Source organism: Rossellomorea arthrocnemi, assembly GCF_904424705.1.
Classification (GTDB): Bacteria; Bacillota; Bacilli; order Bacillales; family Bacillaceae_B; genus Rossellomorea; species Rossellomorea arthrocnemi.
Genome location: NZ_CAJGBF010000007.1, coordinates 95,145 through 108,227 on the forward strand (window position 1 = coordinate 95,145; position 13,083 = coordinate 108,227).

Annotated in this window: 10 protein-coding genes; 9 read left to right on the top strand and 1 reads right to left on the bottom strand. The window is 44.1% G+C overall.

From position 1 onward, the window contains the following. Positions 1-80: 80 nt before the first annotated feature. From gntK to BAA9072_RS11705, 7 genes are all read left to right on the top strand, one after another. Complete coding sequence (gene gntK, locus BAA9072_RS11675; RefSeq protein ID WP_201714953.1) at positions 81-1,592, top strand: gluconokinase; 1,512 nt, start codon at positions 81-83, stop codon at positions 1,590-1,592. 583 nt (positions 1,593-2,175) lie between these two features. Beyond that, the gene (locus BAA9072_RS11680; protein WP_201714852.1) at positions 2,176-2,895 is read left to right on the top strand and encodes a YebC/PmpR family DNA-binding transcriptional regulator; all 720 of its coding nucleotides are present in this window, start codon (positions 2,176-2,178) and stop codon (positions 2,893-2,895) included. A gap of 201 nt (positions 2,896-3,096) precedes the next feature. Continuing rightward, entirely contained in the window at positions 3,097-4,362 is a 1,266-nt protein-coding gene (locus tag BAA9072_RS11685; RefSeq protein WP_201714853.1) for an ATP-grasp domain-containing protein, read from the top strand. Positions 4,363-4,422: 60 nt separating this feature from the next. Further along, entirely contained in the window at positions 4,423-6,387 is a 1,965-nt protein-coding gene (locus BAA9072_RS11690; RefSeq protein WP_201714854.1) for a hypothetical protein, read from the top strand. 100 nt (positions 6,388-6,487) lie between these two features. Then, positions 6,488-6,682 (top strand): hypothetical protein, encoded by a 195-nt coding sequence (locus BAA9072_RS11695; protein WP_201714855.1) that lies wholly within the window; start codon positions 6,488-6,490, stop codon positions 6,680-6,682. A 12-nt stretch (positions 6,683-6,694) separates the two neighbouring features. Further along, positions 6,695-6,847, top strand: a complete 153-nt coding sequence (locus BAA9072_RS11700) for a hypothetical protein (protein WP_201714963.1) — start codon at positions 6,695-6,697, stop codon at positions 6,845-6,847. Position 6,848: 1 nt separating this feature from the next. Continuing rightward, the gene (locus BAA9072_RS11705) at positions 6,849-7,046 is read left to right on the top strand and encodes a hypothetical protein (RefSeq protein WP_201714856.1); all 198 of its coding nucleotides are present in this window, start codon (positions 6,849-6,851) and stop codon (positions 7,044-7,046) included. A 232-nt stretch (positions 7,047-7,278) separates the two neighbouring features. Here BAA9072_RS11705 and BAA9072_RS11710 read toward each other — a convergent pair whose 3' ends face one another. Next, positions 7,279-8,136 (bottom strand): TetR/AcrR family transcriptional regulator, encoded by an 858-nt coding sequence (locus BAA9072_RS11710; RefSeq protein ID WP_201714857.1) that lies wholly within the window; start codon positions 8,134-8,136, stop codon positions 7,279-7,281. Between the two features lie 162 nt (positions 8,137-8,298). Between BAA9072_RS11710 and BAA9072_RS11715 the strand changes: the two genes are divergently transcribed. After that, the gene (locus tag BAA9072_RS11715) at positions 8,299-11,448 is read left to right on the top strand and encodes an efflux RND transporter permease subunit (protein WP_201714858.1); all 3,150 of its coding nucleotides are present in this window, start codon (positions 8,299-8,301) and stop codon (positions 11,446-11,448) included. Between the two features lie 278 nt (positions 11,449-11,726). Further along, a complete protein-coding gene (locus tag BAA9072_RS11720) occupies positions 11,727-13,043 on the top strand; it encodes an oligosaccharide flippase family protein (protein WP_201714859.1) in 1,317 nt (438 codons plus the stop codon). Positions 13,044-13,083: the final 40 nt, after the last annotated feature.

Below are 13,083 nucleotides of genomic sequence, written 5' to 3' on the forward strand. Positions count from 1 at the left end.
GAATATAGCAGAAGAGGGAAGAGCCATGTCGCTTCTTCCTTTTCTCTATTTATTTAGGAGGAACGAAGATGTCAGAATTTATGATTGGTGTCGATATCGGGACCACGAGTACAAAAGCAGTACTTTTTAATAAAGAAGGAAAAGCGATCGATCGTCACGGGGTCGAATATCCATTACATACACCTGCACCTGGGACTGCGGAACAGGATCCAGAAGAAATTTTTCGTGCTGTCATTACATGCATTAAAGAAGTGACTTTGAACACGAAAGAAAAAATTTCATTTGTGTCGTTCAGTTCCGCCATGCACAGCTTGATTCTGGTAGATGAGAACGATCAGCCGCTGACCCCATCCATTACTTGGGCTGACAATCGAAGCGCAGGCTGGGCCGAGAAGATAAAAAAAGAAATGAACGGAATGGAGATTTATAGAAGGACAGGCACCCCGATTCACCCTATGTCTCCCCTTGTAAAGCTCGCATGGTTAAAGGATGAGAAACCGGAATTGTTTGAGAAAGCCGCAAAATTCATATCGATCAAGGAGTTTGTTTTCCATCGTTTGTTCGGAAAATATGTAGTCGATTATTCGATTGCCTCGGCAACAGGGATGTTCCACCTGGAAAACCTGGCATGGGATGAAGAAGCCATGAAAGTTGCAGGTGTATTGAAGGACCAGCTTTCAATTCCGGTATCCACAACAGAAAGTCTCGTTGGATTAAAGTCCGAATACACCGATATGCTGGGTTTACCTGCAGATACACCATTTGTTGTAGGAGCCAGTGATGGGGTTCTATCGAATCTTGGTGTGAATGCGATCGAACCTGGTGTAGTAGCGGTGACGATCGGGACGAGTGGTGCGATCCGTGCCGTGACCGACCGGCCGGTGACAGATCCGAAGGGCCGTATTTTCTGCTATGCCTTGACCGAGAAACACTGGGTTATCGGGGGACCAGTGAACAATGGAGGAATGATCTTCAGATGGGTCAGGGATGAACTGGCTTCCGGTGAGGTGGAAGTGGCGAAACGATTAGGGAAGGATCCTTATGAAGTGCTCACGGATATTGCCGCTAAAGTGGAACCCGGATCTGAGGGGCTGCTTTTCCATCCTTATATGGCGGGGGAACGGGCTCCCCTTTGGAACGCAAAAGCCCGGGGCTCCTTCTTTGGACTTGGGATGCATCACAAAAAAGAGCATATGATCCGTGCAGTCCTGGAAGGGATTGTCATGAACTTATACAGTGTTCTGCTTGCTCTGGAAGAATTAATCGGGACTCCGAAACGGGTCCAGGCTACGGGAGGATTTGCCCGTTCTGAATTATGGCGACAAATGCTCGCCGACGTGTTCGATCAAGAAGTGGAAGTACCTGAAAGTTTCGAAAGCTCATGTCTTGGCGCCGTAGTGCTTGGAATGTACGGAAGTGGAATGATCGATTCCCTTGAAGAAGTGAGAGAGATGGTCGGCTCGGTTCATTCACATCAGCCTGATCCCAAAGCAACCCATGCCTATACCAGACTGATGCCGATATTCATTCGTATACCACGGTTATTAGAAGAAGAATACGAAGCCATCAGTGCTTACCAGGAAAAAAGCTGACTCATTGAGTCGGCTTTTTTCGGAGAGATTAACTAGATGCTTGTTGTTCATAAACCTATCGTCAGCTTAGGGTCTTTGAACTAGTGTGTGCTGGATGGTGAGGTGAACTCCTTCGCTTCGGGGGGCTCGGAACGTCCGTTTTATGGAGGAAGACTATGCAGTTCCTCCACTTTTTATAAAAGATTTTCTTACGAGAGCTTTAAGGAAGAGGTATCGTAGCTCAATTATATAGACACATGATTCATTTTCCTGATAAAGAAATTAATCACTACTCATATAAGATATGAATGTTTGCAAAAACAGTTGTTCTTATTATGGCTTTTTAAGGATGCAAGCTCAGAAAGTTGATTGAAGCGGAAGGAGGCTTAACTCACGCCCCGCGGAAAGCGAGCATCCTGAAGCGGAAATCAACTACTACACACTCCTCTAAGACAACAAAAAACGACTAAAACAGCATCTTAGAAAGAAACATTGAAAGGGATCACTTAGCCAAAAAGAGTCACTTTCATGTATAATAGAAAAGAATATACCTTTTATTATCCAGAGATTATCTATAGATAAATGTGAAAGAGAGTGAAACCAAATGGGACGTAAATGGAATAATATTAAAGAAAAGAAAGCGTCAAAGGATGCGAATACAAGTCGTATTTATGCCAAATTCGGCCGTGAAATTTATGTGGCGGCAAAGCAGGGAGAGCCGGATCCGGAACTGAATCAGACACTGAAATTCGTCCTTGAACGTGCGAAAACCTATAGTGTACCAAAACATATTGTGGACCGTGCCATCGAAAAGGCAAAGGGCGGTTCTGAAGAGAATTATGATGAGCTCCGATATGAAGGCTTCGGACCGAATGGTTCCATGGTTATCGTGGATGCCTTAACGAACAACGTAAATCGGACAGCCTCCGAAGTGCGTGCTGCTTTCGGAAAAAATGGCGGCAACATGGGTGTGAGTGGATCTGTTGCGTATATGTTTGATGCTACGGCTGTAATCGGTATGGAAGGAAAATCCGAAGAAGAAATAATGGAAATCCTGATGGAAGCAGACCTGGACGCTCGTGATATCATTGAAGAAGAAGATTCCGTGATCGTTTATGCTGAGCCGGATCAATTCCATGCTGTTCAAGAAGCATTTAGGGGTGCCGGCATCACTGAGTTTACAGTGGCAGAGCTGACCATGCTTGCGCAGAATGACGTTGAGCTTCAAGAAGACGATCAAGCTCAATTCGAAAAAATGATTGATGCGATTGAAGATCTGGAAGACGTTCAGCAGGTTTATCATAATGTCGATTTAGGTGAATAATAGAGTAGAATAGAACCCCTGGTGCCGGATGCACCGGGGGTTTTCTTATGATAGAAAAAGCCTCTCTTCCCCCATTTATGTCAGTTTACCACTTTATTTGTCGAATAGATTGAAAATTCAGCATATTACTTCATTAACCTCATTTGCTTTGTTATGCTAAAGGTGAATCTGAATAAATACGTGAAAGAGGGAGAGGAAATTATGGGACTTGATCAACTTGAAATGCAGCAAGCAGAACAGAATGTGAAGGACAAAACCAAACCCTATTTAACGGCACTGATCGGTTGGAGTCTGCCGGCAATCGAGGCGTGTACCAAGTTAGAAAGACCATTCGTCGTTGTTGGACCGCCTGACTTTGAAGCATACGCAGAAAAGCACGATATCGCCTTTATCGGCTGGGACTTTGATCGGTTGAATGAAGGTTCAGATCATCTTTATAAGCAGCTGAAGACACTAGGGGCCGAGGTCGCCATACCACTATATGAAGAATGTGTAGAGTGGGCGGGGGCTTTGAATTCCCGTTTCAGAAGTGAACCCCGGGTGTTTAATCGCTCTCTCCTGTTAAGGGATAAAGGAATGATGAAGCGAAAAGCTCAAATTGCCGGTATCAAAGTGGGTGTATTTGAAGAAGCGCGGGATAAGGAAGATGTAAGGCGTTTCTTGAAGCGTGTGAATGAAGCCCTCTTAAAAGTAGAAGGAGATAAGAACGATCCCATCCACGTCAAACCCCTTGATAAAGCTGGATCCGTCGGCCACCGGGCCATTGAGAATCCGGAAGATATAGATGCCCTCACAGAGTCTGAGTTTCCGCTGTTGATGGAAAGTCATTTAGATGGTCAGGAGTTCTCATGTGAAGCGTTCATCCATAAAGGAAAGATTCAATTTTTAAATATAACGGAGTACGTCCGATTAGGATACTCCAACTTCGTCCCGGCATCACCCGCACTTGAAGAAAAGCGACCAATTATCCGTGAGGCGATTCAACAGCTTATAGATGCTTTCGAGATTGAATACGGTGTGATTCATCCTGAATATTTTATTACGTCCGACGGGACACTTCATTTCGGAGAAGTTGCAGCAAGGGTGCCGGGCGGTCATATTTTTGATCTGATTGAAAGAGCTTATGGTTTTAACGCGTATCAGGCACAGATCCTTTGTGGAGATCCGAATACAACAGAAGAAGAGCTTAGAGAGTTTTTTCCGTCAACAGGTGAGAAAGCGAAGGCCCATGCAGGGTGTTTAATGGTGCATCCCCATGTGAATTATGTAGAAAAGCTCGAGGTTCCTGATGAACTGGAGAATCATCCTTATTTTGAGAAGCATGATATGTTCAGTCCGGCACAAGGAAAAGTGGCCCAGAGGATCGGTTTTGGGAATCATTACGGAACGATCTTTTTCTATGGGGAAGATAGCGAAGTCATGAGAGAGTTATTAAAAGAATACGAACAATTTAATTTTTATAATTAAGTGCGGTCATCCTTGGGAAAACAGCGTATCTGATATTCTGATCGATAAAGGAGTTTTGAAATGGCATTTGAATTAACGTCAAAGCTGGAAGAACGATTTTTGCAGGCGCTTAATGAACTGGAAAGTGCAGCGTCATTTGCGAAATCCATGTATCAAACAGACGTCTATCAGGAAGCCCAAAGATTGCTTGATACAGAAGAAGGACTCGATATCTTATACAGAAGTGCAAGTCGCTTTGAAAGAGCCGGGGTATTCCAGGATGGTCCATGGGAAAAAGCATCCAGACTTCAACCGCCTCTTGTGGCAGGTTCCCTCCAGGCAAAGGGGCTGCCTTCGATTATCGAAATTCTGAGCGAGCTCAGGATGCTTTCCATTGCAGAAGCTCAATATGAACATCCCGACGTAACTGCCGAGATGGCACAGGATTTTCTGAACGAAGTAATGGTCCTGAATCTGAACCTGCTCTTCCCGGAATCGACGGAAGCGGCGCGTATCGAAGGGGGGGAGCAAAGTGAAAGGGCTACAGAGTTATTTCATTTTCTTTCAGATAAGCTGTCTTACCAAGCCCTTACGACGACGTTGATAAAAGAGATCGAACGATTGACCGCCCAGCGGCCCATCATGGTGAAACGTACGGTAGCCATGATCAAGACGGCCAAGAAAATGCTTCATTCTGACCTTAGTGTAGCGGAGCGGCTGGTATTGGAGAAATACGTATCAGCGATTGAAGGTCCGTCCCCTTTGAGTAAAAGTATTGTCCAGCCGGGTGAATATCGTAAGAAGTTGATGGACCTTTCTCATGAAGATCTGGAGAAGGAGGCGGTTGCATTCGCCGGATCCATGCGCGAAACGGGTCTGGTTGCTCCTCAGCATGCGATTCTCCTAAGATACTTATGCAGAAAAACCCCTGAGTTTGTACCGGCGGCTCTTCAATTAAATGATAAAGGAAAGGCAAACCTCGATGAACATGCAGAGCTCGTATTTCAGCTCGTAAAAGTGGCGATCTACCCTGCAACGAAGCAATCTGTTTATGGGCTCGCCCTCATGCTTGAACGAGGGGTGCTATCATCGTCACCTGTCTCCCCGGGACTCAAAAGACTGATCGAACTTGATATTAGAGCTGAAGTAAGAAAAACGCTTCTAAATACATGTAAAACAGGAGACGGTATCACGGCAAACTCCGTCCTCCTTGCAGGTGTCATCAATGTACTCGGACAGCCGATCGGTATCGGTCAAGGCTTGAACCCGACCTGTCAAGCTGCGCGGGGAATCAGCCTTTGGGCGCAGCATGCCCCTGGATATTTACTTGAACTGATTCCAAGGGCGGCAAGGGACGGGGACATCGATATCATGTTTGAAGGAACACCGGTTCATTCAAAGGAATTGAGCGGAGGGTTGGCACCTGATCTTCATCAGGAGCTGGATCCTGTTTCATTGGTGCTCGTCCCCCACCTTGACAGGATCTATAGTGAAATGATGAGGAGGGTTTCCCTTAGAGGGGAAGATGGCCACCGTTGGGTGAATCCTGAATTTTATGGAGATTGGGTCCAGAAGGGATTCAGCACGGTGATTGATCCTTTAACCGGGCTCATTTCTGATTATCCGGGTTTTGTGAGGTTGTTCTATGCTACTCATCATCCTGAATATAATGATGATTATGGATTGATCTACCCAAATCCAGTCGGGATTTTTATAACAAATGTCCACGGCAAGCTACTTGGATTCCACGCCGTTTCAATTCTGCGGATCACTCAAGATCCCCAGGGTGGGTATCGTGTTTATTTCTATAATCCAAACAATGACGGTTCGCAAAACTGGGGACAGGGGATCGAGCCTTCTGTTATGGATAATGGGGAATTGGAAGGAGAATGCTCGCTTTCGTTTCATGAATTTGTCTCCCGGCTTTATGCCTTTCACTATAACCCCTATGAACAGGGAGATGCCTTTGCCGTGGAGAATGACATAGTAGACGAAATCAAGGACCTTGCCAGGGAAAGCTGGGGAAAGGATTACACGTGGGTTTGAACTGACTATTGGCGTTGAGGGACGGAGGTTGCTCAACGCTTTTTTTTGATTGGAATGATTCTTCCGTCACTAGCCATACTAAATAGTGGAGGTGGTATGAATGAGCAGGGACAAGAAATCAGAAGATCTGCATATGGACACCCCGTTGAATCCTGAATTCACCATGAATGACCGGCTGCGCAACCCGAGCCAGGTGTATGTTCCGGGTGAATCATTGGAAGAACATCATGCGGTTGAAGAAGGGAACGGGGTCATCGCAGAGAAAGTCATCGGTCAAGCGAATGAAAATGGATAGGAGATGACAACTTTGAATAAGAAAGATTATCCTGTAGCGGATTTGTCCGAAGATACCTTGAATAAAGTGAAGAGTATGGAAAATGAACTTTGTCAGCAATCAGCGGATGACATCGTCTTGATTGCTTATAAACACACGGATAGAAGTGTGAAAGGAGCGAGATAATATGGAAGGAAACAAAGAAATGCCGGACTTCAAAGAGTTGAATGACCGTGTCATAGCAGAGGAACCGAAAGGTCCTTTTTTCGCAATCAAAACAAATATGGATACAGCAGGGGTCAAGGATAATCCGTATGCCACGGAAAATGCGAGTCCTGAACAAGATGAGAAGCTACAGCAGTTTTTTGAAAATGAAGAGATATAGGAAGTAGAATATGTCGAGAATGCCACTTCATGAGAGTGCGGATGCACTACATAAAAAAGACGCCGGTCATAAAATGATCGGCGTCTTTAATCAAGCCTGAACAATCGGACTAAGTTTTCTCCTGGGGGAGAAGGACTATTAAGCGCTTGACTCACGCGTCGAGGAAAGCGAGCATACCGCAACCCATTAGCTCATTGAATCGCAACACCTTAAGGAAAAAGTGGGTCTTCCATCACTGGATTTTATAAAAATGTCTCAAGGCATTCACAAGATATTTCAATGAAGGATCCTCATCAACGGTCACAAGCATTCCCCTGATGACGACGGGACGTGTTGCGTCTTTCTGGATTTCTTCCTTCATGACTTCCAGTGATATCTGGATATTTTCATCCTCCGCCACTTCCAGGGCATCCTCGATCATATGAACAAGTGTAGATTCATTTATTCTATTTGAAGACGTAAAGTCCTTAACCAGATCATCCAACTTCTCAAAGGAAAGCACAGGAAGATCTCCGCTTCTAAGTAACCCTTCCACTAAGTCATCCGTTCGTTTCAAGATAAAGTGGGATAAGTAGGAAAAGTCCAGCTCGATTTTATCAAGCATGACCAATTCTAAATAAGAATGGAAAAAACCTTGAATCATCATTGTGATGTCCCAGAAGTATGGCTCGATCTTTTTACCGTAAATTCCGAACAATCTCCTTTTATAATACCTGTGTGTGTTCATTTTCATTTCACTGAGGAGATCATGAATTTCATCGTTAAAAGGCATGGCATTCTCTCTGATCTGCATGATGATGAATTCTTTATGTTTGCAAATTTCAATTAGTTGGCATTCTAATTGCTTCTGGAATTTCTCATAAGGAGATAAATCCTCGTTTTCGATCTCGTTCACTTTGTCTGTGATCATTTTAAAATAATAATTCATAATGGCCAGCAGAAGAGCTTCCTTTGATTTGAAGTATAGATAGAAGGCCCCTTTGGAAATATCACATTCGTTCACGATTTCCTGAACGGAGGTAGCGTTGAATCCTTTCGAGGCAAAAAGCTTAATGGATGTTTCGATAATTAATTTTTCTTTTTCCTTCATACTTTCCTCTCCTTGAAAAACTCCTTACCATTATTATGACCGATTGGTCACAAAAAATAAACCTTTATTTTATAATGATATTGACTTGTGACTGAGTAGTCAGTTATATTAGATGATGTTATGACTAGTTGGTCAGAATAAGAGAGAAGGGATGAATAAAACGTGAACAGTATTATCAATTTCGTACTTAAAAATAAGTTTGCTGTTTGGCTGATGACGATCATCGTCATTATTGCAGGCTTATATTCAGGATTTAATATGAAGCTCGAAACCTTGCCTAACATCAATACCCCGATTGTCAGTGTGACAACCGTGTATCCGGGGGCTACCCCTGAAGATGTAGCAGCCAAGGTCTCCGAACCAATTGAGAAACGCTTGAAGAATTTAGATGGGGTAAATGTTGTCAGCTCAACTTCTTACCAGAATGCTTCAGCCGTTCAAATAGAGTACAAGTTTTCGAAAGATATGGAAGAAGCAAAGACCGAAGTCGAAGAGGCTCTCTCGGATCTCCCTTTTCCAGATGGGGTCAATGAACCGGAAGTATCACGACTCAGCTTCAACGCCTTCCCGGTCATCGCTCTTAGTGTAGCGAATGAAGACCAATCTTTAGCTCAACTGACATCCACAGTAGAAGATACCATCATTCCTCAGCTTGAGGGAGTGGACGGGGTAGCTTCCGTTCAGGCATCAGGTCAACAAGTGCAAGAGGCACAAGTCGTCTTTGATCAGGATAAACTTGCACAATATGGATTAACGGAAGAAACTGTTCAAAATATTATCAAAGGCTCTGATGTGACCACTCCATTAGGGTTGTACACGTTTAAAGACAGCCAAAAATCCGTTATGATTGACGGGAATATTACGACGATCGAAGATTTGAAAGAAATGAAGATTCCTGTAACCCCAAGTACAGGAGGAGCGACGGAAGCTTCACAGGGTCAGAAGCCTTCAGGACAAGGACAGACTCCTCAAGCTCCTGCTACCGGGGAAGCACCTGCCGGCATGAAGATTCCAACAATTCAACTATCAGACATTGCTGATATCGAACTGATCGGGAAAGCAGAGTCCATTTCCAGAACGAATGGGAAAGAATCCATCGGACTTCAAGTGGTGAAAACAGCAGACGCCAATACGGTGGACGTTGTCAATGCTGTCAAAGAAGAAGTCAAAACGTTTGAAAAAGACATCGATGGAGTAGAAATCATTTCTACCTTTGACCAGGGGGAACCCATTGAAGAATCCGTCAGCACAATGCTGAACAAGGCATTATTCGGTGCTGTGTTTGCAGTCATCATAATTCTTCTATTCCTTCGGGATATCAAATCGACATTGATCTCGGTCGTATCGATTCCATTGTCGCTTTTAATCGCGATTTTACTATTAAAACAGATGGATATTACGTTAAATATCATGACTCTTGGAGCGATGACCGTGGCCATTGGGCGGGTGATCGATGATTCCATTGTCGTAGTGGAAAACATCTATCGAAGAATGTCACTGAAAGGTGAATTACTTAAAGGAAAAGACCTGATCCGGGAAGCAACGAAAGAAATGTTCGTTCCAATCGCGTCTTCCACGATTGTCACAATTGCCGTATTCCTTCCATTAGGATTGGTTCAAGGGATGATCGGGGAACTATTCCTTCCGTTCGCTTTAACGATCGTGTTCGCCTTATTGGCCTCCCTTCTTGTGGCTGTTACAATCGTGCCTATGCTTGCTCACTCTATGTTTAAAAAGGGTGTAGGGAAGAAGCATGTAGAAAAGAAAAGCCGTCTGGCGAATTGGTATAAGGGTGTATTGAATTGGACGCTAAACCATAAGATCATTACGTCCATCTTGGCAATCGCCATGTTGGTGGGAAGTCTGTTCTTAGTACCACTGATTGGAGTCAGTTTCCTTCCATCAGATGAAGAAAAGATGGTCATGGCTACGTATAAACCAGATCCGGGTCAAACGGAAGAAGAAGTTAATAAAATTGCACAGGATGCAGAAGAGTACTTCCAGGGGCGTAAAGGGGCTGAAACGATTCAGTACTCTGTCGGTGGAGAAAATCCGATGAGTCCGGGAAGTTCAAATAATGCGATCTTCTACGTTCAGTATAACGACGATACAGATAATTTCTCTGAAGAAAAAGAAAAGGTCATCAAAGACTTGCAACAAGCAACAGACAAAGGAGAATGGGCCTCACAAGACTTCTCTGCAAGTGCAGGCAGCAATGAAATTGTCGTGTACGTCTATGGTGAAACCCTGAAAGAGATCGAACCTGTCGTAAACGATATTCAAGGCATGATGGAAGACAAGAAAGATTTCAAAAAGGTCGGATCAAGTATTTCCGAATCCTATGACGAATACTCGTTCATCGCTGATCAGGAAAAGCTGAGTGAGCTTGGTCTGACTGCGGGACAAATCGCCATGGAACTTGGTCAGACTCGTCAGCGACCAGTCCTCACGACCATTGAAAAAGATGGAGAAGAAGTGAATGTCTACCTGGACGTTGAAAAAGAAAAGTATGAAAGTATCGACGATTTAACGGATAAAACCATCCAATCACCACTGGGTATGGAGGTTCCAATTAAAGACGTTGTTGAAGTTCAAGAAGGCAAAACGTCGGATACAGTTTCACGTCGGGATGGTAAAGTTTTTGCTCAAGTGAGTGGAGAACTGAAAACCGATGATGTATCAAAAGCTTCTCAGGATATCCAGAAAGAAATCGATGAAATGGATGTTCCATCCGGCATCGACGTGAATATGGGTGGAGTAACAGAAGACATCAAGGAATCCTTCACGCAACTGGGATTAGCGATGCTTGCAGCCATTGCCATCGTTTACTTGATTCTTGTCATCACATTCGGTGGCGGCCTTGCACCATTTGCCATCCTGTTCTCACTGCCATTCACGATTATCGGAGCATTAGTAGGGTTATTGATTGCAGGAGAAACGATCAGTATCTCCTCTATGATCGGAGCACTGATGCTGATCGGTATCGTTGTCACAAACGCTATCGTTCTGATCGACCGTGTGATTCATAAAGAAAAAGAAGGTCTATCTACACGGGAAGCATTACTCGAAGCTGGTTCTACCCGACTCCGTCCGATCCTCATGACGGCCATTGCCACAATCGGAGCCCTGTTCCCATTGGCATTGGGTCTTGAAGGAAGCGGATTGATTTCAAAAGGTCTCGGTGTCACCGTTATCGGAGGATTGACCAGTTCGACCCTCTTAACGCTTGTGATCGTACCGATTGTGTATGAAATCCTGATGAAAATCAAAGGGAAGATCGGTGGACGTAAACGAAAAACAGTGAAAGAATAATTATTTGAGAGAAAAGCAGTCCTGTAGCGGGGCTGCTTTTTTGTAGGTTTATTTATGAAAGTTATTCACAAATTGGCACCCGTATTGCTGAAAATGGAGCACTAAACGCCAAAAGTGAAACATCTTCCTAATGTACATATTTTCAAAACATGGCGATAAACAATGATTGCCATCCCAATCACAAGCACACTCTTCCTCATCGGCCGGCTCTCCATCACATATTCCATGGACAACCATCATAGAATAGACCATCTTATACAAAGGCAGGGTACAAGCATATGAGTCTGTTTTTAAGGGGTACATTGGTGTTGGTTGTAACAGCTTTCGTTGGTGAGTGTCTGGAATTTGTGATAAATATGATATTGGCCCGTGAGCTTGGGGAGGCGGGTCTTGGTACATATATGTCGATTCTCCCGACGGTGTTTTTGATCGTCATCTTATCGAGCATGGAACTGCCGATAAGCCTTTCCAAATTCTTTGCTGAGCGGGAGGAGCGGTATCACCGGGGAATGCTTGATTATGCCTTTCGATTTGCGGTGATCACAACCTGCATCTTGTTGATGGTCATGGTAATGGTTTATGCCTGGACTCCGTTATTTCAAGATTATCACCCAGGAATCCGCTGGCTCATTATGGTCGTGATCCCGATTGTGGCCTTCACTTCCATCACCAGAGGATATTTCATGGGAATTCAGCAGATGGGAAAAATTGCGGCAGCTAATTTTCTCCGAAAGGGAATTCAATTATTTTTATTAGTATCAATCTATAAATTTTTATCCTTTGGCATTGATACATCCATCTTCATTGCCCTTGGTACGTTAATTGCGAGTGAAGCGGTCGTTTTTGTTTATTTGATTCATGCTTACGTTCTTGAAATTAAGGGTAAAAGAAAGAACAGCCATTCTACACTATCAACGATTGAAATGAGAAAGTCAGTGCTATCCGTTTCCATTCCAACTACCGTCCTGCGTATTTTTCATGCACTGACCCATGCCATACAGCCATTCCTGATTAAATGGGCCCTGGTTCTATCGGGGATGGGGGCGGTGGATGCGAATGAACATTTCGGAATGCTCGCGGGGATTGCCCTTACCATCGGATTCTTTCCGTCGTTCATTGCGTTTTCCATGCTGATCGTCCTGATCCCCACTGTTTCGGAAAAGGTATCATCGAAAGATTTTGATGGAATTTTGACGCATCTAAAGCAGGTAATGTGGATTACATTGGCCTACGGGGTACCGGCCGTGTTTATTTACTATACTCTCGGGGATTACATAACAGAGACGTTTTTTCACTCTGTTTCTTCCGCCTATTATTTAAAGCTGCTCTGGCCGTATTTCCTGTTTCATTTTCTTGTATTCCCTCTTCAAGCCTTTCTGATTGGATTGGGCCTGGTAAAGGATGCTCTCCTTCATACGATTTGGTCGAGCATTTTCTCGTTTTCACTCATTTACCTATTAGGATCCCGTTTTGGAATGGAGGGAGTCATTCTTGGTATGAACGCCGGAGCGGTGCTCATAGCCATGCTCCACTATGTAACCATCTGTCGGGAACTGGAAACGACTCTTTGGTTAAAAACAGCCATAAAAATGTAAACTAATACAAAACAAATGTGATGGCCAAAGAGATTTGTTT

Excerpts from the sequence above, each read along its gene's own strand:
- gntK (WP_201714953.1), top strand. The coding sequence starts at position 81 with ATGATTGGTGTCGATATCGGGACCACGAGTACAAAAGCAGTACTTTTT.
- BAA9072_RS11680 (WP_201714852.1), top strand. The coding sequence starts at position 2,176 with ATGGGACGTAAATGGAATAATATTAAAGAAAAGAAAGCGTCAAAGGAT.
- BAA9072_RS11685 (WP_201714853.1), top strand. The coding sequence starts at position 3,097 with ATGGGACTTGATCAACTTGAAATGCAGCAAGCAGAACAGAATGTGAAG.
- BAA9072_RS11690 (WP_201714854.1), top strand. The coding sequence starts at position 4,423 with ATGGCATTTGAATTAACGTCAAAGCTGGAAGAACGATTTTTGCAGGCG.
- BAA9072_RS11695 (WP_201714855.1), top strand. The coding sequence starts at position 6,488 with ATGAGCAGGGACAAGAAATCAGAAGATCTGCATATGGACACCCCGTTG.
- BAA9072_RS11705 (WP_201714856.1), top strand. The coding sequence starts at position 6,849 with ATGGAAGGAAACAAAGAAATGCCGGACTTCAAAGAGTTGAATGACCGT.
- BAA9072_RS11710 (WP_201714857.1), bottom strand. The coding sequence starts at position 8,136 with ATGAAGGAAAAAGAAAAATTAATTATCGAAACATCCATTAAGCTTTTT.
- BAA9072_RS11720 (WP_201714859.1), top strand. The coding sequence starts at position 11,727 with ATGAGTCTGTTTTTAAGGGGTACATTGGTGTTGGTTGTAACAGCTTTC.